Below are 26,461 nucleotides of genomic sequence, written 5' to 3' on the forward strand. Positions count from 1 at the left end.
TGTGCACAACCTGTGGATAACGCTTCACGGCTGTGGATAACCCGGTGGATGGCGTGGAGTCGTTGTGGACGCTCGTCCTGCCGGTCGGCGAGATCTTCTGAACGATCCCCCGGAACCTTCCCGCCGTCCCGTGAGTGAACAGGTGGGGAGAGGGGGTGACGGTGTCCGACGGTGATCTCATCGCGGAGCTCTACGCGGGGTCCTTCCGCCGGCTGGTGGTCCAGCTCTACGCGGTGACCGGTGACCTGAGCGAGGCCCAGGAGGCGGTCCAGGAGGCGTTCACCAAGGCGCTGGTAGCGCCCGGGCGGTTCGCCCGGCTGGAGAACCCGGAGGCGTGGCTGCGGCGGGTCGCGGTGAACGTCGCCCGCAGCCGGCACCGGCGTCGGCGGGTCCTCGACCGGCTGCTGCTCCGGATCGGTCCTCCGCCCGCCGTCGCCGACCGGGCGCCGGAACACCTGGCCCTGCTGGCCGCGATGCGGGAACTGCCCGAGGGGCAGCGAACCGCGCTCGCTCTGCACTACCTGGTCGACCTGCCGGTGGAGGAGATCGCGGCCACCCTCGGCGTCTCCGCCGGCACCGTGAAGTCCCGGCTCTCCCGTGGACGGCAGGCCCTCGCGGTGCTGCTCACCGACTCCGACGCCAACGGCAGCCCCAGCAACGGGAGGATCGATGTCCGATCGTAGGCTCTCCGGTTTCGACGTCGACACGATCGCCGCCGCCGTCCGGCAGCCGCCGCTCGGCGAGCTGCGGTCCGTGGCCCACTTCCGCCGGCGTCGGTCCGGTGCCCTGGGCGCTACCGCCCTGGTGGTGCTGGCGGCCCTGGTCGCCACGCCGCTGGCGAGCCGGTCCGCACAGTTCGGATCGGCGGATCCGCCCGGGCCGACCCTGCCGGGCAGGGCCGGCGACTTCACGTTGACCGGCCCGGCCTCCGGCGTGGACGTCCGTGTCGCGACATGCGTGTTGCGCTTCGCCCGGACCGTCGACGGGGGCCGGACCTGGACCGACTGGGACGATGCGCGCTACCGGGCCGCCGACTGCGAGCCCGGTCCGGCCCGCAGCGGGAAGAGCCTGGAGTACGCCGTCCTGAGCGACCGCACCTACCTGGTCGACGACGGCGGGGTGCGTCGCCTCTCCACCGACTACGGCCGCACCTGGCGGGACGCCGAGCAGGCGATCACCGCCGTGGGGGCCTTCCCGCCCGCCGCCCGGCCCGTCCCGCGCGGACTGGCGTCGCCGGCGGTGACCGAGCCACTCGCGGTCGACCCGTCGACGGGGGACGTCTACCGGCTCAGCGGGCAGCCGCCGTCGCCGCTGCCGCTCGCCGGCGTCTACCCCGCGTCGGACGGCAGCATCTGGACCACGTACGGGATCAACGGGACCACGGTCGGGGCCCGTAGCGCCGACCGGGGAGCGACCTGGAACACCTGGACGCCGGCCGCGGGGAGGACGGTTCTGGCGCTGGCCGGCGTGGACCGGCGGGTGGGCTACCAGATCGTCGCGGACGCGGACGGCGCGGTGACGCTGGAGCGGACCCAGGACGGCGGGACGACCTGGTCCACCACGGTGACCGGGCTGCCGGAGGTGACGCACTGGGATCTGACAGTGGGATCGGACGGATCCCTGCTGGCAGTCACCCAGACCGGTGCGGGCGACCACCGGGTCGCGGAGGTGCGGGTCAGCCGCGACGACGGCCGGAGTCTCGCCGTGGCCCGGGCGGGCGGCATGCCGGTCGCCTCGGTGAGTGTCGCGCCGGGGTACGCGTGGCTGTTCGGCCGGGACGACGGCCGGGACGGGGAGGCGGACCATCTGGTCCTCACGCGTGACGGGCAGGTCTGGACGCGGATCCTGCTGGCTTCCTCCTGACCGTGCCGGGGCGGGACCGTGTCGGCCCGCCCCGGCCACCGCTCAGTCCAGCCCCACCCGTACCGGGTTGGCGGTCGCCGAGCCGAGCCAGGTGTGCGGGTTGCCGAACCAGCACCAGCCGAGCTTCGGGGCACCTTGGCTGATCCACAGCGCGGGCACCCGCCGGTCGCCGCAGCGCGACCCGACGAGCGAGAAGCACCTGTTGCTCGCCAGCGCCTGCGGGTGCAGTGTGACGAACGCCAGACCCTCGTCGATGGTGATCGGCAGCCGGTCCTTCGCGGTCATGTCCTCCAGCGCGGCCGACGGCGGCACGTTGCGGTACTCCTCGCCCCGGTCCACGTCGAACAGCAGGTACGCGGGCCCGGCGGGCACCTCGAGCTCCTTGATCGGGTGGAAGGTGGGCAGGTCGTCGGCGGGGAAGTTGCGGTCGAGGACGCCGGTCTTGCGCTTGCCCGCCAGCGTGGTGAGCGCGATCCGTTCCGGCACCGGCACCAGTTCCCGCGTTGTCACCAGCAGGAACGGCACCCGCGCGTCGGTGGGCCCGGCCAAGCCGGCGGCACCGGTGACCGCCGCGTCGCGCAGCGGGGTGAGCAGCGTCCGGAACTCCTCCTCGGTCTGACCGGCCAGTGCCGGGTAGCCGAGCTGCACGAGGCGGTCGAGCTGGCTGTCGAATTCGGTAGCGGCGTCGAAGCGGTCGTCGGACATGCGGTCCCCCACCCTGTCGTACGGTCTGCCGTACATTGTACGCCAGCGCGCGGCAGCGACAAGCCGCCGACCGCGCCGACGGCACCCGGCCCCTCAGCGACTCCAGTCCTGCTTCGCGGCACGCACCAGCTTGTCCTTCAGCTCCCGGGTGTGCCGGCGGCTCACCGGCAGCTCGGATCCGTCGATCACCACCACGTAGCCGGAGTTGACCAGCCGCAGCTCGGCGATGAGCCGCAGCTGCACCAGATACGAGCGGTGGATCCGGACGAACCCGGCGTCGGCCCAGCGCTCGGCCAGCGTCGCCAGCGAGACCCGGACCAGGTGCGACCCCTCCGCCGTGTGCAGCCGCGCGTAGTCGCCCTGCGCCTCCACCCACCGCACCGCCGAGCGAGGCAGCATCCGGGTGGTGCCGGCCAGCTCGATCGGGATGGTCGGATCCTCCTCCGCCCGGGCCAGCGCGGCCGGATGCGACGGCACCACGCGGGAGCCGATCACCCTTCGCAGCGACTCGGCCAGCCGCTCGGCGCGTACCGGCTTGCGCACGTAGTCGGTGGCGCCCAGGTCGAACGCGTCCACCGCGCCGTCGTCGTACGCGGTGACGAACACGATCGCCGGCGGCCGGGCGAACCGGCGCAGCACCCGGGCCAGCTCCATGCCGTCCAGCCCCGGCATCCGGATGTCGAGGAACACCACGTCCACGTCGTCGTCGCGCAGCACCCGCAGCGCCTCGGTCGCGTCCCCGGCAGTGTGCAGCCGGGCCACCCGGGGATCGGCGCGCAGGTGGTACGCCAGCTCGTCGAGCGCGGGCGGCTCGTCGTCCACCGCCAGCACCCGGAGGAATCCGGTGCCGGTGACGGTCACGACGACGCCCGGACGCCGGGGTGGAACTTCGGTACGCGCATGCTGACCTTCGTACCCGAACCCAGGCCGGTCTCCACGACCAGGCCGAACCCGTCCCCGAAGACCGACCGGAGCCGTTCGTCGACGTTCGAGAGGCCGACGTGCTGCCCCGGGTCGTCGGCCGGGTCGCCGGTCGCGCCCGACACCTCGGCGATGCCGGCGGTAAGCGTCGTCGGATCCATCCCCACCCCGTCGTCCTCCACCGTGATGTGACACTCCGCGCCCGCGTCCCGGGCCTCGATGCTCACCATGCCGGTGCCCGGCTTGCGGGACAACCCGTGGCGGACCGCGTTCTCCACGAGCGGCTGGAGGCAGAGGAACGGCAACGTCACCGGCAGCACCTCCGGTGCGATCTGCAGGCGTACCTGGAGCCGCTCGCCGAAGCGCGCCCGCTCGATGGTCAGGTAGCGGTCGATCGAGCGCAGCTCCTCGGCGAGCGTGGTGAACTCGCCGTGCGCCCGGAACGAGTAGCGGGTGAACTCGGCGAACTCTAGTATCAGCTCCCGCGCCCGCTCCGGGTCGGTGCGCACGAACGAGCCGATCGCGGTCAGCGCGTTGTAGATGAAGTGCGGGCTGATCTGGGCGCGCAGCGCGCGTACCTCGGCCCGCGCCAGCCGCTCCCGCGACGACTCCAGCTCGGCCAGCGCGAGCTGGTCACCCGCCCAGTGCGCGGTCTCCAGCGTCGCCTGCACCAGACCCGGGGCCGGGCGCTCGTCGGCCACCGCCACCAGCGCCCCGACCACCCGCCCGTCCGCGCGCAGCGGCGCCACCACCGCGCCGCGTACCGGACAGTCGACCAGGTCGCAGCGCAGCTCCGACTCGCCCAGCACCGTCGAGCGCCCGCTGTCGGCCGCCCGCCGGGCCGCCGCGACCAGTTGGTCGCCGTGATGCGCGCCCTGCCCGTCGATGGCGAGCAACGCGTCCCGGTCCGTCAGCGCCAGGCCGGCCGCGCCGACGAGGGCCCGCAGATGGCGTACGGCCTTCGCCGCGTCCGCTGCGGTCAGGCCGGCGCGCAGCGGCTCGGCGGCGAGCCCCGCGGTGTGCAGCACCTCGTACGTGGCCCGCTGCGTGGCGGTGGCGATGCCCCGCCGGCCGCGCAGCCGCAGCACCGCCCAGAGCGCCGCGGCCAACGCGGTGACCAGCGAGACGACGGCGAAGACGGCGGAGAGGTTGCCACCCACGCAGCGATCCTGCCGGGTGGCGGCCCGGTAGCGCTAGTACGCGCCCTTGCGGGCCAGCACCACGCCGACGGTCCGCCACAGGATGCTGAGGTCGTACGCCAGCGACCAGTTGTCGACGTAGTAGAGGTCGAGCCGGACCGCCTCGTCCCAGGACAGGTCGGAACGGCCGGAGACCTGCCACAGACCGGTCATGCCCGGCCGGACCAGCAGCCGGCGGCGGACGTCGCCGAGGAAGTCGCCGTCGTCGGCGGGCAGCGGGCGCGGGCCGACGAGCGACATCTCGCCCCAGAGCACGTTGATCAGCTGGGGCAGTTCGTCCAGCGACGTGGCGCGCAGGAAGCGGCCCACCGGGAAGACCCGGGGGTCCTGCTTCATCTTGAACAGCATGCCGTCGGTCTCGTTGCGGTCGACCAGGCCGGCCAGCCGCTCCTCGGCGTCGACGTACATGGTCCGGAACTTCCAGACCCGGAACGTCCGCCCCTCGTGCCCCACCCGGGGCTGGCGGAAGAAGACCGGCCCGGGGTCGGAGATCCGGATGGCCACGGCGACGGCGAGGAAGAGCGGGACCAGCAGCAGCAGGCCCAGCCCGGCGGCGACCCGGTCCATCAGGTTCTTGGCCAGCAGCGCCGGCCCGGACAGGGTCGGCTCCTCGACGTGCAGCAGTGGCAGGCCCTCGATCGGGCGGATGTGCACCCGGGGACCGGCGATGTCGGTGAGCTGGGGCGCGACCACCAGGTCGACGCCGGAGCCCTCCAGCTGCCAGGCCAGCCGGCGCAGCTCACCCGGCTCGGCGCTGGCCGAGCCGCAGACCGCGATGGTGTCGCCGCCGACCTCACGTACCAGGGCCAGGACGTCCCGGCCCGCGTACACCGGCACCGGGGTCTCCAGGCCGCGCGCGGCGGCGTACCCGTCGGTGAGGTGGATGGCCACCGGCACCAGGCCGACGGACGGGTTCCGGGTGACAGTGGTGTAGACCTCCAGGCACTCCGGAAGCGTGCCGACGAGCACCATCCGGTGCCCGGCGTGGCCGGCGCGGCGGCGCAGCGCGTGCAGCGAGGCCCGGGCGATCATGCGGCCGAGCAGGATCAGCATCATCGCGCCGAGCAGCGCGAAGCCGACCGTCCACCGGGACAGGGAGTAGGTCTTCGTGGCGAATGCGATGAACGAGACCGCCGCCGCCACCGCGACGCCGGCCCGGATCACCCGCTTGAATTCGTCCGGACCGAGACCGAGGTAGCGCCGGTCATAGGCCCGGTTGCCCCAGAGGAAGAGCAGCCAGCCGAGCGGCAGGAGCACGAACGCCACTGTGTAGAACCAGGCCTGCGGCGAGTTGCGGAAGCCGGAGTCGGCCTGTTCGAAGATCTGCACGGCCAGGAAGCTGGCCAGGGCGGCCGCACCGAAGTCCAGCAGCAGCAGGAGGGCGATGTAGGGCCGGTGCCACCGGGACACCCGCCGGCGGGCGCGGGCCCACGCCGACCGCGGTACGCCGTTGTGCGACGGCGGAGTCGGCGGCTGGATCTCAAAGCTGTCGACGTGCCGCACGCTCTTGCTCCGGCCTCTGTCGGTTACCGGGCGCTGGAGGCTTGTCGTCACCTCAACCCATGTCCTCCCGCATGACCCGCGTCCTCACTCGCCGTGAGGGCCCGGGTCGCTCACCGTCCCAGTCTCCCACGCGGGCCCGGCCTGGACCGGCCCCCGCGAGGAAGCCGTTCCGCTGGTGCTCGGTGAGATCTGGCCGGCTCCGAATCAGTTGTGAAGCCGGGGACCGAGCCACTATACCGATGGATGACGGCTCGGGTAGAGGGGCGGACCGGACCTTAGGCGATCGCCGGTCGATTCCGCTCGGTAACCGGCGAATCCGGTTACTCACCGTACGAGCCTGGACAACCTTCGGTCAGCCAAGGGCTTGCCGCCGGTCTGGCAGGTGGGGCAGTACTGCAGGCTCGAATCGGCGAACGACACCTCCCGCACGGTGTCGCCGCAGACCGGACACGGCAGCCCCTTCCGGGCGTGCACCTTGAGGCCCGAGCGCTTCTCGCCCTTCAGCTCCGCGGCCCGCTGGCCCATCGACCGGCGTACGGCGTCGCCGAGGACCGTGCGCGTCGCCGCGTGCAGACCGGCGAGCTGGTCGTCGGTGAGCCGGTCGGTGATCGCGAACGGCGAGAGCCGCGCCGCGTGCAGGATCTCGTCGGAGTACGCGTTACCGACGCCGGCCAGCACCGACTGGTCGGTCAGCACGCCCTTCACCTGGCCCTTACGGCTGCGCAGCCGCTCGGCGAAGGTCGGGAGATCCGCCTCCAGCGCGTCCGGCCCGAGCTTCGCCACTCCGGGCACCTGCGCCGGATCGGTGACCAGGTAGGCGGCCAGCTTCTTCTGGGTGCCGGCCTCGGTCAGGTCGAAGCCGGAGCCGTCGTCGAGGCGTACGCGCACCGCGATCGGCCCCTTGCCGGGCCGCAGCGGGGCCGCCGACGGGAACGCCTCCCGGTAGTGCAGCCAGCCCGCCCGCGCCAGGTGGACCACCAGGTGCAGTCCCTCGTCGAACCGGACGTCCAGGAACTTGCCGTACCGGCCGGCGCCGGTGACGGTGCGGGCGGCGACCGCGCTCGGCGGCGGGTCGTACGTCTTCAGCGCGTTGATCGCGGCGACCTCGAACCGCTCGACGCGGCGGCCCACCGCACGCTCGCGCAGGTAACCGGCGAGCGCTTCCACCTCCGGTAGTTCGGGCATCGTCCAACGGTAGCCTTCTTTCCCGTGAGCGCGAGGAATGAGCTTGCGAGTCCCGCAGTCGCGAACGAAAGGCGAGCTCTGTGAGAATCGTGGTGGCGCACAACCGGTACCGGGAAGCCCAGCCCTCCGGCGAGAACACCATCGTCGACGCGGAGATCGCCCAGCTCACCGCCGCCGGCGTGGAGGTGCTGCCGTTCCTGCGCAGCTCGGACGAGATCCCGTCGATGTCCAAGCCGGCCAAGGCGCTGCTGCCGATCTCGCCGATCTGGGCACCGAAGGCCCAGCACGACCTCGACCGCCTGCTGACCGAGCATCGGCCGGACGTGTTGCACCTGCACAACCCGTATCCTCTGCTCTCGCCCTGGGTGGTGCGGACCGCGCACAAGCGCGGGGTGCCGGTGGTGCAGACGGTGCACAACTACCGGCAGGTCTGCTCCTCCGGGCTGTACTTCCGCGACGGCGTGATCTGCCAGGACTGCCGGGGCCGGGCGCTGGGCGTGCCGGCGATCGTGCACCGCTGTTACCGCAACTCGCGGGCGCAGAGCGCGCTGATGGCGACCACGCTCGCCGTGCACCGCCCGACCTGGAAGTCGGTGGACCGGTACATCGCGCTCACCACGGCTGTGGCTGATCATCTGCGCGACTACGGCATCCCGGACGAGCGGATCGTGGTGAAGCCGAACGCGGTGCCCGACCCGGGCACCCCGGCGCCGGCGGGGAACGGCTTCCTCTTCATGGGGCGGCTCAGCCCGGAGAAGGGCCTGGACCTGCTGCTCGCGGCATGGCGGCGGCACCCGGTGGGCGCGCTCGGCCCGCTGCGCATCGCCGGTGACGGCGAGCTGCGTCCGCTCGCCGAGGCGGCCGCCGCCGAACGGCCCGACGTGCACTACCTGGGCCAGCTCGACCGCTCCGGGGTACGCGCGGTGCTGGCCGACAGCTCCGTGGTGCTGGCCACCTCCACCTGGCACGACGTGCTGCCCACCGTGATCATCGAGGCGCTGGCGTCGGGGCGGCCGGTGCTCGGCACCGCGCTCGGCGGCATCCCGTACCTGGTGGGCGCGGACGGCCCGCGCGAGCCCGCAGGCACCGGCCCGGCCGAGGTGGCCACCGCGGCGCCGGGCGACGGGCTTGTCGCGTTGCCGGCCGGGGTGCAGCGCGGCGAGGCGGGCTGGGTGGTGGCGCCGGAGGTGGACGCGCTGGCCGCCGCGCTGCCGCTGGCCGCCGCCGAGGCGGGGACGCTCGCCGGTCCGGCCCGATCCCGCTACGAGCGCACCTTCCACCCCGACGTGATCACCAAGCGCCTGATCGACATCTACGCCGGCTTGCAGAGCCGCGCCTGACGTGATCTGACCACTTTGCGTTACTGGCAGGTGTGCGCCTGCGCCGGTCACCTTCTGTGACGGGCGGTTTCTCGTCGATCCGCGCCCTCGATCATCGACCATGGGCTTGAGCTGCTCGAATGTCTGAGAGCCGACTCCGCCGGTAGATGCCTCTCCGCCGCCTTTGCTCTGCAGCCATCGACGCGGCAGTGACCGAGAGTTCCTGGTGCGCATATGGCTGCAGAGCAAAGGCGCCGAAGGTGAACCGACCACCCTCGCGGGGACGTCACTATCAGTGACTGACGTCTGGTGCGGCGACGGACTCGCCTGCGCAGGCGCCATCGGCGCGTCGGACAGGGCGGCCTTCTCATTGAGCGTGACGACGGCAGCACTACGCGCGGCAGGGCACGACAGCGCAGGGCACGACGGCGCGCAGGGCACGACGGCGGCGGAGGGGCCGACGAGGGCGGCAAAGCCGGAGTGGGGCGAGGGCGGGAGGAGGCTTCAGCGCAGGGAGGCGCGGGCGGAGAAGGCGATGCTGGCCAGCAGGAAGCCGCCGTTGACCACGGTGAACGCGACCATCAGCCAGAGCGCCAGCGTGGGCGCGAACGCCAGCACCAGGCCGGCCACGAAGATCACCGCGCCGTAGTCGCGGACCAGCTTCACCAGGCGTACCGGGAGCGAGGTCGAGGTGACCATGCTCGCCGCGTTCGGCCCGGACTGCATCACCGAGGTCACCAGGTTGACCATCCAGGTGCCGGCGAACACCGCCACCAGCCAGACCGGCGTGGACGGGCGCTGCGCCACAGCCGTCGCGCCGATCGCGGCCACCAGCGCGATCTGGGCGGCCACGTCGCAGAGCACGTCGATCCGGGCGCCGGCCGCGCTGCCCTGACCGGTCACCCGGGCGAGCTGCCCGTCGGCGCAGTCCAGCGCGTACGCGATCTGCCACGCGACGAGCGCGAACAGCCCGACCGCCCAGGCCGGTACGGTGCCGGCGGCCACGTCGTCGGCGAGTGCCACCACGGTGACCGAGGCGGCCAGTCCCAGCACCAGGTTGGTCAGCGTCAGCGCGGTCGGGCGCAACCCCAGGCGCTGCGCGGCGAGCGCGAAGGCCGCCCCGATCCACTGGCTGATCGACTCGCTGAACAGGCCGCCTCCCCGGTTGACCCGGTGGAAGTCGGCGACGGTGGGGCGGGGCTCAGCCAATGTGGTCGCGGAGGGCACCGGCGTAGTCTGCCAGCCGCTCCCGCGTCTCGGTAGCGGACATCGCGAGGTGTTCGAGGATGGTGTAGCGGTCCGGCCGGGTGGCCGGCGCGAACTGCACCGCCTCGACGAACTGGTCGTCGGTCAGCTCGACCTCGGCGGGCAGCCGGGGCAGCCCGTGCCGGGTCAGGCAGGCCGCCATCTCGGCGAACCGGCGCTCGTCGCCGCGCAGGTACGTGCAGAACAGCGCACCGAGCCCGGCCAGTTCGCCGTGCGAGGCGGTGCCGGGGAACAGCGCGTCGATCGCGTGCATGATCTCGTGGCAGCCGCCGCTGGAGGGGCGGCTGGTTCCGCAGACGGCCATGGCCAACCCACTGGAGATCAACGCCTCGGCCAGGACGGTCACGAACGCGTCGTCGCTCATGTCGCCCGGGTGGTTCAGCACCGCCTCCGCGCCGGCCCGGGCCAGTGAGGCGGCCAGCCCGTCGACCGGCTCACCGCGGACCCGCCGGGCCAGTTCCCAGTCCGCCAGCGCGCTGATGTTGCTGACCACGTCGCCGATGCCGGCCCGGTTGTGCCGCTCCGGCCCGGCCTCCACGAAGTCCAGGTCGACGATCACCGCGATCGGGATGTGCACGCCGTAGGAGCCCTTCAGGCCCTCGGTGATCAGGCTGGCGACCGGGGAGGCGATGCCGTCGTTCGCCAGCGCGGTCGCCACCGTCACCATCGGCAGGCCACGGCGGGTCGCCGCGTACTTGGCCACGTCGATCGTCTTGCCGCCGCCGATGCCGACGACCGCGTCGTACGACCGGGTGCGCAGCTTCGCCCCCAGGTCGTCGGCGGCGTCGAGCGTGCCCCCGGCCACCGTGAACACGTCGGCCGAGCGCAGCGACGGCCGGATCAGTTCGGCGATCCGTTCGCCCTGCCCCGGCCCGACCACCACGGCGACGTCGCCACCGGCGGAGATCCGCCCGTCGGAGAGGATCGCCGCCAGGTCGGCCACCGCGCCCCGCCGCACGTCGATGTGCAGCGGGGTGAGGACGCTGCGGGCTAGTAGCGGCACGCGATCTCCCGCGCCCGGGCCAGATCGGCGTGGTTGTCGACCTCGACCCAGGAGACGTCACCGATCGGGGCCGCCCGCACCTCGCCGCCGCGCTCGGCGAACTCCTGGTAGCCGTCCTCGTAGTAGAGGTTCGGGTCGCGCCGCCAGGTCGCCTCCAGCGCGTCCGCGAGCGGCACCGCCACCTGCGGCTCGATCAGCGTCGCGCCGATGTACTCGCCGTACGCCTCGCCCGGGTCCATCAGCTTGGTGATGCGGGTGAGCTGGCCTGCGGCGTCGAAGGTGGTCTTCATCTCCTCCTCGGCCAGCGGCTTGAGCGTGTCCACTGCGAGCAGGATGCCCGGGCCGCGCTCGGCCAGCAGCGTCTTCTCCACGCTCACCGGGTGCACGGTGTCGCCGTTTACGAGCAGCACGCCACGGGAGAAGTGCTCCCGCGCCAACCAGAGCGAGTACGCGTTGTTCCACTCCTCGGCCTTGTCGTTGTGGACCAGCGTGATCGTGACGCCGTACTTCTCCTCCAGGGCGGCCTGGCGCTGCCGCACCGCGTCGGCCGCGTAGCCGACCACGATCACGACCTCGTTCAGCCCCACCTCGGCGAGGTTGCGCAGCGCGATGTCGAGGATGGTGGTCTCCCCGTCGACCGGCACCAGGGCCTTGGGCAGGGTGTCGGTGTACGGCCGCAGCCGGCGCCCCGCTCCCGCGGCGAGCACCATCCCGATCATGCCGACACGCTCCTCTTCTCGACCCGATTCCACCCGGCGAGGATATCGCCGGGCGCGGAGCGGCAGTGGTTCAGCCCGTCAGACCGATCGAGCGCAGCGCGGCGAAGCCGTCCTCAGCGATCCGCCGGATCAGCCCGTCGTTGACGTCCCGGTGCTCGTCGAGCAGCGCGATCTCCGACTCCGCCAGCCAGCGGAACTCGGTGTGCTTGCCGGCCTCCAGCCGGGGCCGGCTGAGGTCGCCGTCCACCCGGATCAGGAAGTCGGTCTCCACCCGGGTCAGCCCGTCGTCGGCGGTGTACCGGTATTCGCCGACCAGGCCGAGCACGTGCGACACGGCCCAGCCGGTCTCCTCGGTGACCTCCCGGCGCAGCGCGTCGTCGATCTCCTCGCCCGGTTCGAGGTGGCCGCCGACGATGTCCCAGCAGTTCGGGAAGAGGCGTCGGTCGGGGGATCGGCGTTGGATGAAGATGCGGCCGTCGTCATCGACGATCAGCGCGCCGGCGCAGCGGAGGGGCTCGGTGGGCACCCTCCGACAGTAGCCATCCGGGCCGTCTCCGGCGATGCCCGTTCTTGTCCCGGTACGCATCGATGGCCCACCATGTCCGTACTCAGTCGCCGTCCCACAGGGGTGATGTGTGATGCAGGTACGGGAAGCGATGTCCAGCGAGGTACTGGTGGTCGGGCCGGAGCACACGCTCCGGCAGGCGGCCCGGATGATGTCGGCCCGCGGTGTCGGGTCGGCGGTCGTGATCGACCCGGACTCCGAGGGAGTAGGGATCATGACCGAACGCGATGTGCTGAAGGCGATCGGCGCCGGGCTCGACCCGGATGTCGAGCGCACCGGGGCACACCTGACCTGGGACGTCGTATACGCCGGCCCGGACTGGACGATCGAGGAGGCAGCCGCGGCGATGGCCCGCGGCGGGTTCCGTCACCTGGTCGTGCTCGACGGCCGGGAGGTGGCGGGAGTGATCTCGGTACGGGACCTGATGCGGGTCTGGGCGGGTGAGCACGCGCCGACCCGTACCTGATGTGGTCCGGCGCGAGCGGCGCCGGAGAAAGGGCGATGGCCCGGCCGATATCGGCCGGGCCATCGTCGTGTCTGTTCCGTTTCGGTCGTGCCCGCCCGTCAGGGGCCGACGAAGACCGAGGTGCCGCGCCAGTCCACGTCGTCGACGCCCGGACCGCTGCGCACCGTGGCGGAGCCGGTCGGCACGCCGTCGGACCACGCCATCGTGGACAGGTTGCCGGTGCTCCGGGAGACGACGTAGAGCGTGTCGCCGTCCAGGAACAGGCCGCCCGCGTCGGCGAACGCGGTGGTGCCGGTGACCGTGTTGCGCTCGGCGCCGACGGTGCCGGTGTCCGGCGTGAAGCCGCGCCAGAACAGCGTGCTCTGACCGGCCAGCGAGTAGTAGATGCGTCCGCTCTTGTAGAACATCGCGGTCACGTTCGGCAGTTCCGCGGAGAAGTTGCCGGTCATGCCGGCGTAGGTGGAGCCCTCCGGCGCGGAGCCGGTCACGACCAGGTCCCACTTGGCGTCGTGGTACGGGTCCAGCTTCTTCGGGGTGCCGAACTCGTTGCCGTCGAACGAGCGCTTGTAGAGGTCGCCGCCGACGCCGTAGAACAGGTCACCGCCGACCCAGAACGCGCCCTTGATGTTCGACCAGCCGGTGTTGTCGCCGTTCGGCACCGACATCGCGTTGCCGACCGAGGTGGCGCCGTCGTACGTCCGCTTGGTGATGCTGTCGACGGTGGTGGCCGGCGGCACCGGGGGCAGCTTGACGATCTCGATGCCCTGCACCAGCGGGTTCTCCAGGACGCGACCGAAGTCGATGTCGATGTTGCCGTCACTGGTGATCGGGAACGCACGCATGGTGCCCCGGTTGGTGGCGCCGATCGCGGCGATCGGGTCGAAGTTGCTCAGCTTGACCACGCCGTCGATCGACACGTTGAACTTGCGCTTGCCGGCGGTGGCGGTGCCCGACCAGCGGTTGGCCAGGTAGAGACGCACCTGCACCGGCGTACCGGCCGGGACCGGGAAGTCCCACTGCATGTCCGGCGCGGGCGACTCGTCCCACCGCTCCGCGTTGAACAGCTCGACCGGCGTACCCGACGGCACCGTGCCGTCGAGCGTGGCGTTCGTGGTGTAGCTGGTCACCTGGTTGCCGGCGTTGTGGTAGGTGCTCGGCGCGGCGGCGGTGTCCGCGGCCCAGGCCGGGCCGCTCGGCGCGGCGAGCTGGTCGCCGCCCGCGTTGACCCGGTAGAGCACGTCGGAGGCGTCCGGCGTGGGCGCGGTCTTGACGATCTCGATGCCGTGCAGCAGCGGGTTCTGCAGCACCCGGCCGAAGTCGATGTCGACGACGCCGTCGCTGACCACCGAGATGGACTGCATGGTGCCGCGGTCGGTGCCGCCGGCGGCGACGACCGGGTCGAAGTCGTTCAGCTTGAGTACGCCGTCGATGCTGACGTCGAACTTGCGGGCGCCCGGCTTGCTCGTGCCGGACCAGCGGTTGCCCATGTAGATCCGGACGTCGACCCGGGTGCCTGCGGCGACCGGGATGTCCCACTGCATGTCCGGCGCGGTCGCCTCGTCCCACCGCTCGGTGTTGAACAGCGTGGCCGGCGTGCTCGCCGGCACGGTGGAGTCGAACGTCGCGTTGGTGGTGTAGCTGGTGACCTGGTTGCCCGTGTTGTGGTACGGGCTGGGCTCGGTGGCGCTGTCGGCGGCCCAGTCCGGCCCGCCGTCGGTCGCCGGGATGGCCGGACCACCGGCGTTGACCCGGTAGAGCACCTCGGTCTGCGCCGCACGGCCGGCCTGGTAGACGTTGCCGGGAAGGCCCTTGGTGCTGGTCGAGTGCGGGGTGCTGCCCCCGTCCAGCGGGAAGAAGGCGATCCGCTTGCGCTGGTAGTCGAAGTTGCCGATGTACTCCTGGTCGCTGCCGAGCCAGAGGCCCTCCTGCGTCACCAGCATCTCGGTGACGCCGTAGCCGCGCGGGTGGCGGCCCGGGTTCCAGGACAGCGGCAGGCCGCTCACCGGGTCGAGCGCGGCGATGCTGGCCCGCGGCACCGCGCCCGGTCCGGCCTTGTCACGGGCGAGCGGGTTGTTCGACCAGCGGAAGTGGCCGCCGACGTAGATGGCCTTCTCGCTGATGCCGACCGAGAGGAAGGTGTCGCCGCCGCTGAAGTTCGTCCAGGTCGGCTTCTGGCCGGCGCCGGTGGCGGAGGTCTCCCAGCGGGCGGCGGAGTCGCAGAGCGTGCCCGGGTACGACGCGCCGGTGGTGACCACCACGAAGTACTTGCTGTCCGGGGAGAACTGGACGTCGCGCACCCACGAGTCGAACGCGGTGTACTTGCAGGCCGCGGAGTAGCCGTCGGTGTTCCAGTCGGCGACGGTCGCGGAGCTCTCGCCGAGGTTGATCCGCACGATCTGGTCGTGCACGACGCCGTCGGCCTTCTTGAAGTTGCCGATCACCACGAGGTGCTTGCCGTCAGGGGAGACGGAGAGCTTCTCCACGCCGACACCGGCCGAGGCGCCGTTGTTGGTCGGGGTCCAGTTGTGGTTCTCGGTCAGCGCCACGGTGAGGTACTCGTCCACCGCGCCGGTGGTCGGGTTCAGCGAGGCCAGCCCGTTGCGGTTGATCGTCGCGGTCGCCGTGGTGAAGATGCCGCCGACCAGCAGGTGACCGTCGACGAGCGCGATGTCGTTCACCGTGCCGTTGAACGCCGGGCCCTTGAACCCCTCGACGGGGGTGCCGTCGGCGACGTTCAGCAGCACCAGCTTGCGGAAGTTCTTGTCGCCGACCTTGTTGAACTTGCCGGCGACGTACACCGTGCCGGGGGTCGGCCCGGCGATGATCGCGGTGACGTCGTTGTCCAGCACCGGCGCGAACGCGTTGTCGATCTTGCCGGTCGCCTTGTCGAAGGCGAGCAGTCCGCGGCGGTCGACCGGGGTGGGTGAGGAGCCCCGGTTCTGCGCGTTGGTGAACGAGCCGCCGACGATCACCTTGCTGCCGGCGTCGTGGATGGCCACGACGTTGCCGTCGTTGATGTTCGGCGTCTTGTCCGACGGCACCTCGCCGACCAGCGTGCTGTGGTCGGGCGCGGGCGCCGCTGCCGGTGCGGCGAGCGCCGGCACCGGTGTGAACAAGGTGGCGATGCCGAGCACGGCAGCGCCGAATGCGGACACCGAGCGGTGTCTCAGGATCGAGGAAGCCACAGGCTACTCCGGGGGGAAACGTCGGAGGCGCTGCGATCGTGGTCGGTGCCGACATGAGGCGGGGCGTCACTCGACCGACCGCAGACGTGAGAGCAATACCTTCTCGCATTCGGCCGTCGCCCGTCCACCCGGGTTCGGCCCTTTTGGCCGAGGAAACGGCCCGGGTCACACGAAAAGACGACCGACGATCAGTCCCCGGACACGGAGGGTGTTCCTGAGGAAACGCTCAGGTCGGGCATCGGTGGCTGGAAGTACGGATCGGTCGCCATCTCCCGGAAGACCTGCTCGCTCTCCGGGTCGTTGCCGAACGTGCTGTCGTAGATGGGCTTCTCCGTCTGCCGGGCCGCGAAGTAGACAGCCGCCTTGATCTGCGGGTGCTTCTTCAGGTACGGCCCGACCTCGCGCATCCATTCGGCGCGCTGGCCCGGCCGCCCGTCCTGGGTCAGGCCGTACTCGCCGATGATGACCGGCCGCGGGTGCTTCTTGGCGAACGCCATGAAGTGGTCCATCCGGTTGGAGAAGCTGTTCCACTCCGGACTGGGATAGACGTCCGCGCAGAGCCAGTCGACCTGGTCGTCGCCCGGGTAGTAGGCGGCGGCCCGGCGCTGCGGCTCGGCGAACCCGTCCGCGTGCGGGCACCACACCCACCCGGCGTTGGTGACGCCCATCTCGGCGAAGATGCCGCGGACGTGCTTCCAGGCGGCGACGTAGTCCTCCGGCGAGTGCATGCTCGCGGCCAGGTTCGGCCGGTCCATCTCCCACCGGTAGCGCAGCAGCACCGGAACGCCGAACTCCTTGACGTCCTTCGCGCGTTCCCGGATCAGCGCGTCGTAGACGCCGCTGACGGTGGACCGGGTGTCGGTGCCCTGCCACGAGATCATCTGGAGCTTGCCCCGGGACTGGAACAACTTCTCGGTGGCGCTCGGGAACGGCTCGTTCCACTCGTGGAACATGTGCGCGATGGTGAGCTTGCCGCCGGCCGCCTGGTTGAACGCGTCGAACGCGGCGGCCCGCCCGCTGGCGTTGTGGTACTGCGGCTTGACCCAGGTGCCGAGCCAGGCCCCCTTCTCCGGCGGCTCCGGCCCCCACCCGGTGGTGCGGACCGGAGCGGTCCGCGGTGTCACAGTCGGCGGGGGCGGCACCGCCGTCGCCGTCTCGTCGGATCGCTCCGAGCCGATGTCACAGGCCGCCACGGCCGGGGCCAGGAAGGCCAGGCCCAGCACGGCAGCCATCGTCAGTCGTAACCGTCGTACCACCGCAACCTCTCCCCAGGACGGTCGCCGGCCACGGTATGGGGCCCTGACGGATCCGCGTGGGCGGAGAGGCACGCCGGGCCGGGCGGGCGACCCCTGGCACTCTACCTGTGACGCGGCGCTCAGGCGGGGTAGCCGAGTCGCGTCAGCAGCGGCCCGGCCTGAGCCATCACGTCGGCCAGATCCTTTTCGGTCAGTCGCTGCCGCCACCGGCCCACCGAACCCGGCCGCGCCTTGGCGAAGCGGGCGTGCAGCGCCTCCCGTCCGGCCGGGTCACCGACCTCCAGGAAGTCGGCCACGACCTCGGCCGCCTCGGCCGGGCGGGTGACGATGTCCTCGTACCGCAGGTGCCGCACCCGCTCGGCGGGCAGCTCGGCGAGCTGGGTCAGCGCGCTGCTGGTGAACCGCCGCCACATCCAGGCCGACCGGCCCAGGTCGGAGACCTGCGTGAACTCCTCGCGCCGCTCCGGCTCCACCCAGAACCGGGGCGCGGCGCCCCACGGCGTACCGCCGCGGCCGCTGCGGCCGGTGCCGGTGGACGCGGCGTTCAGCCAGGGCTGCTCGGCGTGCGACACCGCCACGTCCCGGCCGTCCCGGTAGACGTGCAGGAAGACCGCGTCCGGGAAGACCTCGGTCAGGAACGGCACGATGAAGCAGTTCTCCGGGTCCTTCTCGGCGAAGCGCAGGCCGCCGTGCCCGGACGCGGCGAGCAGCGCGCCGTAGTAGCCGCGGAAGTAGCGGGCGGCCCGCTGCGGCGTCCAGCTTCCCTCGTAGACACAGCGGGCGACGGCCTTCGTCAGGCGCGGTTCGAAGTGGTACGACACGTCCGGCAGCGCGCCCACGCAACTGCCGAGGAACGTGGTGCCGGAGCGCGGGGCGCCCAGGATGAAGATCGGACGCTCCACCTTCAGGGTGAGCCGGCGGCCGCCCCCCTCGACCGGCCGTTCCAGCTCGCGGCGTTCCTTCCGGTCCGCCAGCAGACCGACCGCGGCGAGCTTCGCGGCCTTCACCGTGGACAGGCCGGAGTGCGGGGCGGGGGAGTCGCTTGTCATCGAAGGTCCCATCGGTGCGCAGGATCGGTCAGGACTGGGCGGCCGGGTCCGCCCCGGCCCGGTTACGGCCACGGCGCAGGGACCGCAGCGCGTCGAGGTTCAGGGTGCGCCGCCAGCGCCAGACACCCGCCGCGTACGCGACCAGCCCGGCGACCGTGACCAGCGCGAGCACGAGCGAACCGGCACCGAGCAGCGTCGCCACGCCGAGCGGCAGGCCCAGCGTCACGACGGCGAGCGCCATCGCGGCCCGGGTACCGGCGCCGAACGGGTGCAGCCGCATCGACCACCAGAGCTGGGTCAGCGGCACCAGGTTGGTGACCAGGATGGAGACGGTCCAGGCCAGGGCCGCGCCGAGGATGCCGTAACGCGGGATGAGCACAACGTTGCCGACCACGTTGAGCACGGTGCCGGTCATCGCGTTGTAGAACGTCCACGCGGTGCGCCCGGCCATGTTGAGCACCATGTCGACCATGCCGCACCCGGTGGCCAGCAGCATGGTCAGCGCCAGCAGCACCACGACCCGGCGGCCGTCGGCGTAGCCGGCCCCGAACAGCGCCAGCATCGGCGTGGCGAACGCCGCGAAGATCAGGTACGCGGGCCAGGAGAGGATCACGAGCCAGCCGGTGGCGACCTGGTAGAGCTGACCCGCCTCGGCCCGGTCGTTGCGGGCGAACGCGGCGGCCAGCCGGTGCTGCACCGAGCTGGACAGCGCGACGCTGGAGAGCTGACCCAACGCCAGGAACCGGGTCGCGGCCGTGTAGATCGCCGCGTCGGCCGGACCGCGCAACGCGCTGAGCAGCACGATGTCCAGCCGCTGCACCACGATCGCGGCCAGGCTGCTGACCGCACGGGGCCCGGTGAAGCGCCAGAACGGTCCGGCCAGCTCACGCGCCGGCACCGGCCGGGTCACCTGCCGGCCGGCCCGGCCGACCAGCCGGCTCAGCCAGAACAGCGCGACCACCGCGGCGATCAGGTACGGCACCACCCAGGCCAGCGGCAGCGCGACGGTGGCGGACAGCCCGAGCCAGGCGGCCACCGCGACGGCCAGGAACTGCACCAGCGTGCGGCCGAGCCGCTCCACTGTGAGTAGCGGACGCATCTGGCCGAAGCCGCGGCAGGCGGCGAGCGCGTAGTCGTTGAGCGCGGCCAGCGGCACGAACGCGAGCAGGATGCGCAGCGCGGTGACCGCCTCCGGCCCGGCCTCCGGCATGGTGGCCCGAGCCAGCGCCGGTGCGGCCAGCCAGCCGGCCAGCCCGAGCAGCGTGCCGACCACCAGCACCGGCAGCAACCCGACCAGGATGGTGCCCCGGATCTGGTCGCGGCGGTCGAGGGTGCGCTGACGGCTGACGAAGTAGACGGTGCCGACGTCGGTGCCGAGCCGGGCCGCCGACGCGGCGATCATGAACGCGCTGGTGGCCGCGAAGAACATGCCCGCCTCGCGGACCGACCAGCCGCGGGCGATGACGATGTTCAGGCCGAAGCCGGCGACCGCGGCAAGCCCGACCCCGACCAGGTTGGCGAAGCCCTGCCGGGCCGCGCCGCCCAGCCCCGCGCCCGGCCCGGGGGGCGGTGCGGTGAGCGTCGGGGTGCCGCCGGCGTCCGCCCGCGTCACCGCCGCCACGACGGCACGCGTCCCCACCACGTCGCCAGCCGCTCGTCGTACGGCGCGAAGTGGTCCTCCAGCCGGGTCCTCAGCTCCGCCGACATGGGCGAACGGGACCGGGAGTTGTGCTTGCCGAATGCGATGTCCGCCCAGCGGGGCAGCCCGAGGAAGTCGCACACCGCGTCGAAGGAGGGACGCGGGTCGGCGAAGAAGTCGTCGCTGTCGATGACGTGCATGCGGTCCCGGCCGACCAGCGCCTCCAGGCGCTCCAGCTGCTCGATGTAGCGGCCCCGGGCCAGGTACGCGTTGTGCTGGAGGTGCTCGCTGGCGTACGACGCGGAGCTGATCATCCGCTCCCGCTCGCCCGCCGTACGGGACTCCTCCAGCGCGAGCGCCCGCTCGAAGTCCGCCTCGGTCTCGTAGCCCCGGGCCAGCTCGTGCGAGTGCGCGGAGTAGGCGCGCTCCACCGGGTCACGCAGCAGCACCAGCAGCTTCACCGAGGGCAGGTCCCGGGCGATGCGCTGCCCGGCCAGCGGGTGGAACATGTAGTACGGGCTGGACTCGCCGGTGATCCCGCGTACCCCGATCTGCGCCTTCACCGCCTCGGCCTTGCCGGTGGTGGGGAAGTGCCCGAGGTACCAGCTCATCCCCCGGTGGTAGTCCATGTCGAAGTAGTGCACGCCCTTGTGGTACGCGGGCGGCAGCACTCCGGGATGCTGCGACAGCGTCTTGAACAGCGAGGTGGTGCCGCAGCGCTGCGCCCCCACGATCAGGAATCCCGGCACCATCCGCGAACCGGCGGTCAGCCGGCCGACCGTCCGGCTCACCGACTTCACCGCGCGGAGCGCCTGCTCCTTGGCCAGCGTCACGTCCCCACTCCTCACTCTCACCCGGCCCGGCGGGCCAGGTGTTCCTCGACGGCGGGCAGCAGCCAGGTGTCGACGTGCCCCAGTCGCGCACCCGCCTCCGCCTGCCGATCCCGCAGGTAGCGCGCCGCCAGCTCCACCAGGTAGAGCACGGCGACCAGATCGGCGCCCCCACCGGTCTGGTCGAACGGCGCCAGGGTGGCCTCGGCGCCGGCGATCAGCGCGCGGGCCGCCTCGACCGGTTCCACCCCGTCGTGGCTCATCGCGCCCTGCACCGCCAGGTGCAGCGCGTCGTACCCGGCCGGCACGTCCGCCTCGAACCGTTCCCAGTCCCAGACCAGCACCCGGCCGTCGGCCAGCACCGCGCTGTTGCCGCCGTTCCAGTCCCCGTGCCAGGCGCCGAAGGCCACCACCGGGTCGGCGTCCGCGACGGACTTCAGCGCCGCGCGCAGCCGCCCGGCCTCCGGCCGGGGCCCGAGCGCGTCCACCGCGGCGGTGAGCCGGGCCGCGTGCCCGCTTGCCGCCCACGACTGCCGGCGTACGCCGAGACAGCCCGCGACCGCCACCATCGCGTCGCGTTCGGCCGCCTCGGCGGCGGCCGGGGTGGCCCGGGGCAGCCGCACCGGCAGCGCCTCCTGGACGAGCAGCGCGTGGCCGTGCCAGTCGCCGTGATGGCGTACCCCGGCCAGCACCACCGGGCCGAGCGGCACCTCGGCGAGGCGGCGCAGCGCGTCCGCCTCGGCGTGCACCAGCGCACGGGTCAGCGGGTCGACGCCGAGCTTGGCGTACCCGAGGGCCCGGCCGTCCGGGGCGAGCAGTTGCAGCACCGGCTTGCGGTTCGCCCGGGCCGGCCCGATGTGCAGGCTCACCAGCGCCGGCTCGCCGAGCACCTCGGTCAGGTACGCGTCCAGCCCGCCGCCGTCGACCACCAGCCGGTCGCGGAACACCAGTGGGCCCAGCCCGAGCCGGAACGCGGTGGACAGCCCCTGCCGGACCAGCTTGGCCTTGCGGCCGACCGCCTCGGTGGAGTGCCGGACCGCGCTCGCCGCCGCCCGGCCCGAGCCGGTCGGCACGAGCAGCCGGGGGCGGGACGCCGACGGCACCACCACCCAGCCGGCGCCGCCGCGGCGCAGGCTGGGCTCGGCCGGCGCGGGCCAGATCAGCCCGGCCAGTTCACCGAGGTACGCGGCACGGCCGTCGCCGTCCGGGGGTACGCGGAACACCATCAGCTGTCACCGGTCTTTTCCAGTCGGGCCCGTAGCCCGGCGATCGTGCCCTGGGGTGGTGCCGGCGCGAGCGACCGGCGTATCCGGTCGTTGCGGGCCAGCAGGGCGACAGTGATCAGGGCGTAGGCGAGTGTCGCTTCCATCGCACCGTAGGTGAACTGGAAGAAGAGCATGAGGATGAGCACGAGCGTGCCGGCGATGCCGACCGCGCTGTGGTCGCGGCGGTAGCGCCAGATGCAGTAGATGAAGAAGGCGTTGTAGCAGATCGCGCCGACCCAGCCCTGCCCGACGAGCAGCGCCCAGACCTGGCCGTTGCTGCCGAGTTCCCGGTTGCCGCACTGCTTGCAGTCGTCGGACTTGCCGATGGCGATGGACCGGTTGCTGCCGATGAGCGCCCGGTTGCCGCCGTACCCGAGGATCGGCGAGTGGTTGGCCGCGGTGACCGCGCCCTGGGACAGCGTGGTCCGGATGTCGTCGCTGTGGCCGTTCTGGAGGCGTTCGTCGAAGGTGCGGCCGAGCGGTGTGGCGACGATCAGCACTCCGATCAGCCCGACCGCCAGGGCGAGCCCGCCGAGCACCACCATCCGGCCGCGCAGCGCGAGCCGCAGCGCGACGTAGGCGGCGGCGATGCCGAGACCGATCCAGAGGCCGCGGTTCAGCGAGTAGACGATCGGGAAGATCGCCGCCAGGGCGATCGCCACGCCCGCGGTACGGCGCATCGGCTTGCCCAGTACGACCCAGCCGACGATCAGCCAGACCAGCAGGATGGCGGTGTTCTGGCCCCACGAGTTCGTGTAGGTGAACGGCGCGGACGGGCGGGGCGAACTGGCCTCCCCCTCGATCACCTGCTGCACCTGCGCGAACTTGATCTCCATGAGCGAGGTGACGTACGGGTGACCGGCGATCGACTGGGGCAGGACGAATCGCAGCGGCGCGACGAACGTGAGGTTCGGGTACAGCGAGCCGATCCAGCCGCCGAGCACCACGACCACGCCCATGAACCCGAACAGGCGGACCATCCGGCGCTGGGACAGCTCCCGCTCCCGCAGGTTGTAGACGTAGAGCATGGTCACCGTCATGGCGACGTAGTTGGCGAGCCGGATGCCCCAGCCGATGTACTTGCCGCTGCCGCCCGGGGGCAGCGTGTTCGGCGCGGTGAGGTCGAGGGTGAGCACGGACAGGAACACCCAGAGCAGCAGGACCATCCAGATCCCGAAGCCGGGCGGCACCCGGATCGGGCCCCGCTTGCGCATCTGCACCACCATCGGCACCGCGAAGATGACGAAGACGAAGCTCGACACGCCGAGCACCCACCACAGCGGGTACAGCAGGAAGACCGAGATCAGCGGCCATGCCGTCGGCAGCCGCCACGACCAGCTCTCCGGCCGTACCGTCACCGGCCGCAGGCGGTTCCCGTCCGGAGGCGACACCGCCCCGACCGGAACCGTCCCGCGCGCGGTGCGGGGCGGGGTGGCGGTGCTCATTTCACGGTGACCTTGGCGGTGGTCGGCGCGTAGATCACCCACGCGTTGCCGGGCTGGGGGTGCAGGAGATCGCCGCCGGTGTCGGCGAGCGTGCAGACCATGCCCAGGCCGGGCTTGCGCCACCGGCCCTTCGCGCTGTTCGGCCCGGACACCGCCAGCACCGCGCCCTCACCGAAGACGTTCGCCGAGGGCAGCGAGCGCGGGGACGGCTTGCGGACGTCCAGCGTGCGGTACTCCATCGTCAGCACGATGACGGAGGCGGCGGTCACGGTGACCTTGCCGACCTTGCCGACCCAGACGGACTTCGCCTGGTCGTACCGCCAGACCATCGGCGGGCCGCCGGAGACGGTGACGGTGAGTTCGGTGGCCGGCGCGAGGTCGCGGATGGCGAGCGCGTCGCCCTCGCCGGCGTGGTCGATCGGCGGGGTGGGCGGCTGGCCGCCCTTCGGGGCGGCCTTGAGCAGCGCGGCGGTCGACGTGTAGTCGCCGGAGAAGACCTTGCTGTCGTCGTCGGGGGTGACGCCGTCGAGGTCGGAGTTCTCGAACTGGGTGAGGAAGCCGGTGGGGCCGCCGTCGTAGCCGACGAACGGGCGCAGCACCGCGAGCGACCGGATGTCGACCGGCCGGATCTCGGTGACCGGACCGATCTTGGTGGCGTCCCTGGAGTGGAACACGGCGGTCAGGTGCAGCGTGTCGGACTCGGCGAACTCGGCGTAGACCAGGTCGGCGGCGTCCAGGCCGGCCGGGGTGGTCGCGGGGCTCACCCGCAGCGGCACGGCGACCGCCTGGCGGGTGGCGGCGGCCGGGGTGCTCACCGGCGCGCCGGTGAGCGGGCCGGTGGGCAGGGTCGGCGAGGCGCTGGCCGATGACGGCGAGGCGGTGACGTCGCCCGGGTCCACCACCTGGACCTTGCCCGGCTTGGGCTCGGGTTCGCTGCACCCGGTACCGACGCCGAGGACGACGGCGGGGGCGATGGCGGCGCGGAGCATCTGCCGGCGGTTCACCCCAGGTCCTCGCCGGAGTCGAGCGCGTAGCTGCGGCCGTCGCCGTCACCCCGGGAGCGGTACGTGCCGCCGGTGCCGTTGAGCGGCACCGGCTTGCCCGGCATGCCCTGGTTGCCCGGGTTCGGCGGCGGGGTGGCCTTGCCCGGTGCCGGCTTCGCCGGGGCGGGGCGGGACGACTGCATGCGCGGCAGCACCATCGTCGACTCGGCGGACGGGCCGGGGCTCGGCCGGGGCTTGGGCCGGTTTGCCGGTGCCACCGGGGTGCTCGGCGCGCCCGACGTGCCCGAACCGCCCGAGGACGCCGGCCGGGCGGCGCCGGCCGCCGGGACGGGCAGGCGCGGGGCCAGCACGGCACCGATCACCGGCGCGTTGACCTGCTCGAACTGCTGCAGGGCGGCGGTGATCTCGCCGCTGCGGGTCTTGCCCGCCTCGGCCACCATGATCACGGCGTCGACGTACCGGCCCAGGGCCTGGGCCTCCACTGCGAACGCGGGCTGCGCGGTCTCGATGATCACGTGGTCGAAGCGCGCGGACAGCTCGTGCAGGATCTCCAGCAGACCGGCGACCGGCAGTTCGACCTCCGCGTCAAGGTCGCCCGGCACCAGCACCCGGAGCTGGCCCAGCCCCGGCACCGGCGCGAGCGCCTTGAGCGGGGGTACGTCGCGGCGCAGCACGGACGCCAGGTTGTGCCGCCCCTCGGCCACGCCGGTGATGGCGCCCACCGTCGAGTCGGGCTTGGTGGTGATCAGTGCGACCTGCTGGCCGGTACGGGCGTACGCGGCGGCGAGGTTGGCGGCGACGAACCCGGCGGCGGAGCCGGCCGAGGCGTCGCAGAGCAGCAACTGGCGGCCGCGTCCGCCCTGTGCCGGCTCGGGCACGGCGGACAGCAGCACGTTGCGCAGCCGGCCCAGCTCGCGGGAGACCCGGTGGGTGGCCGGCAGGACGGCCAGCGAGGGGGTCCGCGACGGCAGCTCCACGAGCAGCGGCAGGCCGACCCGGTCGGAGATGTCACGACCGCGCCGGATCCGGGTGTCGAGCCGGTCCAGCACCAGCGCCAGCACGATGCCGAGCAGCAGGCCTGCGCCCATGCCGCTGGCGAGGTTGAGCGTGCGGTTCGGCGAGCTGGGCGACTCGGGCAGCCGGGCGTCGGAGATGATCTCGCCCGGGTCGGAACCGGCCGACACCAGCGGGCTGAGACGGTTGTTCAGGCCGGTGATCTGGTTGGTCAGGACGCTCCGCTCGGCCTCGGCCCGCTCCCGCTCGGGCGAGTTCGACGGCGCCGCCGCGATCCGCCCGGCGACGGCGCTGAGCTCCTTGTTCAGCTCGGCGATCTGCTGCTTGAGCGCGTTTGTCTCGTTCTCCAGCGTCTTCTGCGCGGTGGCCTTGCGCAGGTCCAGGTACGCCTGGGCGAACGCGTGCGAGCCCGACTGGGCGCCCTCGGGGCTGTTCGCCTCGTAGACCACCTGGAGGATCTGGCTGTTCGGCGGCACCTTGACGGTCACCGACTTGACGAGCTGGTCGGCCCCGGTGTCGACCTTCATCAGCGCCTTGGCCCGCTCGGCCACGACCAGGGAACGGACCACCTGGGCCTCGGTGTCGAGGTTGACCTTGGTGTTGGGGTTGCTCTCCGCGCCCGAGCCGAGCGGGCGCACCAGCAGCGACGTGGTCGAGGTGTAGCGCGCCTCCTGGATCTGGTTCAGCACGAGCCCACCGCCCAGCCCGAGGGCCGCGGCGAGCAGCAGGATCCACCAGCGGCGGCGCAGCCAGCCCAGGTAGGCCATCAGGGCAAGACCGTCGGCGTCGCTCTCGGCCAAATGGGGTGAGGGCATCAGAGTCTGTCGCTCCCTTTCGACCGAGCCGGGCAGTCCACGGCACAGCTGGACCTGACCGTGGCCTTGAGTGTCCCCGATCCGAACGACGAGGGAAAGTCTGCTCACGTTCCGGTAAGCCTGCCCGGGTGTGGGCAGCCCGCGTAGAAATGGCCGATCGGCGCTGACCATTCGGCGGGTTTCCCGGTGTCGGGCCCGACCTGTCCCCGGATAAGCCGGCGTCGCCGACGGCTCTCGTGCGGAGC

At 72.3% G+C, this 26,461-nt stretch carries 22 protein-coding genes; 4 read left to right on the plus strand and 18 right to left on the minus strand.

The annotated features are described in order from the left end of the window. Window positions 1–155: 155 nt before the first annotated feature. Entirely contained in the window at window positions 156–683 is a 528-nt protein-coding gene (locus SM452_RS05030) for an RNA polymerase sigma factor (RefSeq protein WP_355508545.1), read from the plus strand. Then, on the plus strand, window positions 670–1,863 hold the full coding sequence (locus SM452_RS05035; RefSeq protein WP_355508548.1) for a WD40/YVTN/BNR-like repeat-containing protein: 1,194 nt from the start codon (window positions 670–672) through the stop codon (window positions 1,861–1,863). The genes SM452_RS05030 and SM452_RS05035 overlap by 14 nt, the downstream gene beginning before the upstream one ends. A gap of 42 nt (window positions 1,864–1,905) precedes the next feature. On the opposite strand, the gene SM452_RS05040 is transcribed toward SM452_RS05035, so the two are convergent. From SM452_RS05040 to SM452_RS05060, 5 genes are all read right to left on the minus strand, one after another. After that, entirely contained in the window at window positions 1,906–2,568 is a 663-nt protein-coding gene (locus SM452_RS05040) for a DUF5701 family protein (RefSeq protein ID WP_262012983.1), read from the minus strand. A gap of 93 nt (window positions 2,569–2,661) precedes the next feature. Next, entirely contained in the window at window positions 2,662–3,429 is a 768-nt protein-coding gene (locus SM452_RS05045; protein ID WP_013289288.1) for a LytR/AlgR family response regulator transcription factor, read from the minus strand. Beyond that, window positions 3,426–4,649 (minus strand): histidine kinase, encoded by a 1,224-nt coding sequence (locus tag SM452_RS05050; RefSeq protein ID WP_262012984.1) that lies wholly within the window; start codon window positions 4,647–4,649, stop codon window positions 3,426–3,428. The genes SM452_RS05045 and SM452_RS05050 overlap by 4 nt, the downstream gene beginning before the upstream one ends. A 33-nt stretch (window positions 4,650–4,682) precedes the next feature. Further along, a complete protein-coding gene (locus SM452_RS05055; protein ID WP_355508551.1) occupies window positions 4,683–6,191 on the minus strand; it encodes a sugar transferase in 1,509 nt (502 codons plus the stop codon). 324 nt (window positions 6,192–6,515) lie between these two features. Then, entirely contained in the window at window positions 6,516–7,376 is an 861-nt protein-coding gene (locus SM452_RS05060) for an Fpg/Nei family DNA glycosylase (protein ID WP_355508553.1), read from the minus strand. Window positions 7,377–7,456: 80 nt separating this feature from the next. Here SM452_RS05060 and SM452_RS05065 point away from each other — a divergent pair, with 80 nt between their 5' ends. Further along, entirely contained in the window at window positions 7,457–8,716 is a 1,260-nt protein-coding gene (locus tag SM452_RS05065; RefSeq protein ID WP_355508556.1) for a glycosyltransferase family 4 protein, read from the plus strand. Between the two features lie 483 nt (window positions 8,717–9,199). Here SM452_RS05065 and SM452_RS05070 read toward each other — a convergent pair whose 3' ends face one another. From SM452_RS05070 to SM452_RS05085, 4 genes are all read right to left on the minus strand, one after another. Beyond that, complete coding sequence (locus tag SM452_RS05070; protein ID WP_463839358.1) at window positions 9,200–9,922, minus strand: CDP-alcohol phosphatidyltransferase family protein; 723 nt, start codon at window positions 9,920–9,922, stop codon at window positions 9,200–9,202. After that, on the minus strand, window positions 9,897–10,964 hold the full coding sequence (locus SM452_RS05075; protein ID WP_463839359.1) for an iron-containing alcohol dehydrogenase family protein: 1,068 nt from the start codon (window positions 10,962–10,964) through the stop codon (window positions 9,897–9,899). Before SM452_RS05075 ends, SM452_RS05070 begins: the two co-directional genes overlap by 26 nt. Further along, window positions 10,952–11,683 (minus strand): phosphocholine cytidylyltransferase family protein, encoded by a 732-nt coding sequence (locus SM452_RS05080; RefSeq protein WP_357210239.1) that lies wholly within the window; start codon window positions 11,681–11,683, stop codon window positions 10,952–10,954. Before SM452_RS05080 ends, SM452_RS05075 begins: the two co-directional genes overlap by 13 nt. Window positions 11,684–11,753: 70 nt before the next feature. Then, entirely contained in the window at window positions 11,754–12,209 is a 456-nt protein-coding gene (locus tag SM452_RS05085) for an NUDIX domain-containing protein (RefSeq protein WP_262012989.1), read from the minus strand. A gap of 112 nt (window positions 12,210–12,321) precedes the next feature. Here SM452_RS05085 and SM452_RS05090 point away from each other — a divergent pair, with 112 nt between their 5' ends. Next, window positions 12,322–12,714 carry a CBS domain-containing protein gene (locus SM452_RS05090; protein ID WP_135242510.1) on the plus strand — a complete coding sequence of 131 codons (393 nt, stop codon included), beginning with the start codon at window positions 12,322–12,324 and terminating at the stop codon, window positions 12,712–12,714. 98 nt (window positions 12,715–12,812) lie between these two features. Here SM452_RS05090 and SM452_RS05095 read toward each other — a convergent pair whose 3' ends face one another. The 9 genes from SM452_RS05095 to SM452_RS05135 all read right to left on the minus strand — a co-directional run bounded on the left by SM452_RS05095 (window position 12,813) and on the right by SM452_RS05135 (window position 26,216). Then, window positions 12,813–15,899, minus strand: a complete 3,087-nt coding sequence (locus tag SM452_RS05095) for a malectin domain-containing carbohydrate-binding protein (RefSeq protein ID WP_463839360.1) — start codon at window positions 15,897–15,899, stop codon at window positions 12,813–12,815. A gap of 188 nt (window positions 15,900–16,087) precedes the next feature. Then, window positions 16,088–17,131, minus strand: coding sequence for a glycoside hydrolase family 26 protein (locus tag SM452_RS05100; protein WP_366622599.1), 1,044 nt, complete (start codon window positions 17,129–17,131; stop codon window positions 16,088–16,090). Between the two features lie 143 nt (window positions 17,132–17,274). Beyond that, entirely contained in the window at window positions 17,275–18,204 is a 930-nt protein-coding gene (locus SM452_RS05105; protein ID WP_013477473.1) for a sulfotransferase family protein, read from the minus strand. Window positions 18,205–18,232: 28 nt separating this feature from the next. Beyond that, window positions 18,233–19,846 carry an oligosaccharide flippase family protein gene (locus SM452_RS05110; protein WP_366622596.1) on the minus strand — a complete coding sequence of 538 codons (1,614 nt, stop codon included), beginning with the start codon at window positions 19,844–19,846 and terminating at the stop codon, window positions 18,233–18,235. Then, window positions 19,813–20,676, minus strand: coding sequence for a sulfotransferase family protein (locus SM452_RS05115; RefSeq protein WP_013477472.1), 864 nt, complete (start codon window positions 20,674–20,676; stop codon window positions 19,813–19,815). The genes SM452_RS05110 and SM452_RS05115 overlap by 34 nt, the downstream gene beginning before the upstream one ends. A 17-nt stretch (window positions 20,677–20,693) precedes the next feature. After that, the gene (locus SM452_RS05120; protein WP_262012993.1) at window positions 20,694–21,899 is read right to left on the minus strand and encodes a hypothetical protein; all 1,206 of its coding nucleotides are present in this window, start codon (window positions 21,897–21,899) and stop codon (window positions 20,694–20,696) included. After that, window positions 21,899–23,383 carry an O-antigen ligase family protein gene (locus SM452_RS05125; RefSeq protein ID WP_463839361.1) on the minus strand — a complete coding sequence of 495 codons (1,485 nt, stop codon included), beginning with the start codon at window positions 23,381–23,383 and terminating at the stop codon, window positions 21,899–21,901. The genes SM452_RS05120 and SM452_RS05125 overlap by 1 nt, the downstream gene beginning before the upstream one ends. After that, the gene (locus tag SM452_RS05130; RefSeq protein ID WP_463839362.1) at window positions 23,380–24,387 is read right to left on the minus strand and encodes a DUF3048 domain-containing protein; all 1,008 of its coding nucleotides are present in this window, start codon (window positions 24,385–24,387) and stop codon (window positions 23,380–23,382) included. The genes SM452_RS05125 and SM452_RS05130 overlap by 4 nt, the downstream gene beginning before the upstream one ends. After that, complete coding sequence (locus SM452_RS05135) at window positions 24,384–26,216, minus strand: lipopolysaccharide biosynthesis protein (protein WP_463839363.1); 1,833 nt, start codon at window positions 26,214–26,216, stop codon at window positions 24,384–24,386. Before SM452_RS05135 ends, SM452_RS05130 begins: the two co-directional genes overlap by 4 nt. Window positions 26,217–26,461: the final 245 nt, after the last annotated feature.

The sequence above is a fragment of the Micromonospora sp. SYSU B005 genome (assembly GCF_055362685.1).

What these genes read in the sequence shown, in the direction of transcription:
- SM452_RS05035 (WP_355508548.1), top strand. Translation starts at nt 670, where the DNA reads ATGTCCGATCGTAGGCTCTCCGGTTTCGACGTCGACACGATCGCCGCC.
- SM452_RS05040 (WP_262012983.1), bottom strand. Translation starts at nt 2,568, where the DNA reads ATGTCCGACGACCGCTTCGACGCCGCTACCGAATTCGACAGCCAGCTC.
- SM452_RS05060 (WP_355508553.1), bottom strand. Translation starts at nt 7,376, where the DNA reads ATGCCCGAACTACCGGAGGTGGAAGCGCTCGCCGGTTACCTGCGCGAG.
- SM452_RS05080 (WP_357210239.1), bottom strand. Translation starts at nt 11,683, where the DNA reads ATGATCGGGATGGTGCTCGCCGCGGGAGCGGGGCGCCGGCTGCGGCCG.
- SM452_RS05090 (WP_135242510.1), top strand. Translation starts at nt 12,322, where the DNA reads ATGCAGGTACGGGAAGCGATGTCCAGCGAGGTACTGGTGGTCGGGCCG.
- SM452_RS05100 (WP_366622599.1), bottom strand. Translation starts at nt 17,131, where the DNA reads ATGGCTGCCGTGCTGGGCCTGGCCTTCCTGGCCCCGGCCGTGGCGGCC.
- SM452_RS05105 (WP_013477473.1), bottom strand. Translation starts at nt 18,204, where the DNA reads ATGACAAGCGACTCCCCCGCCCCGCACTCCGGCCTGTCCACGGTGAAG.
- SM452_RS05120 (WP_262012993.1), bottom strand. Translation starts at nt 21,899, where the DNA reads ATGGTGTTCCGCGTACCCCCGGACGGCGACGGCCGTGCCGCGTACCTC.
- SM452_RS05125 (WP_463839361.1), bottom strand. Translation starts at nt 23,383, where the DNA reads ATGAGCACCGCCACCCCGCCCCGCACCGCGCGCGGGACGGTTCCGGTC.
- SM452_RS05135 (WP_463839363.1), bottom strand. Translation starts at nt 26,216, where the DNA reads ATGCCCTCACCCCATTTGGCCGAGAGCGACGCCGACGGTCTTGCCCTG.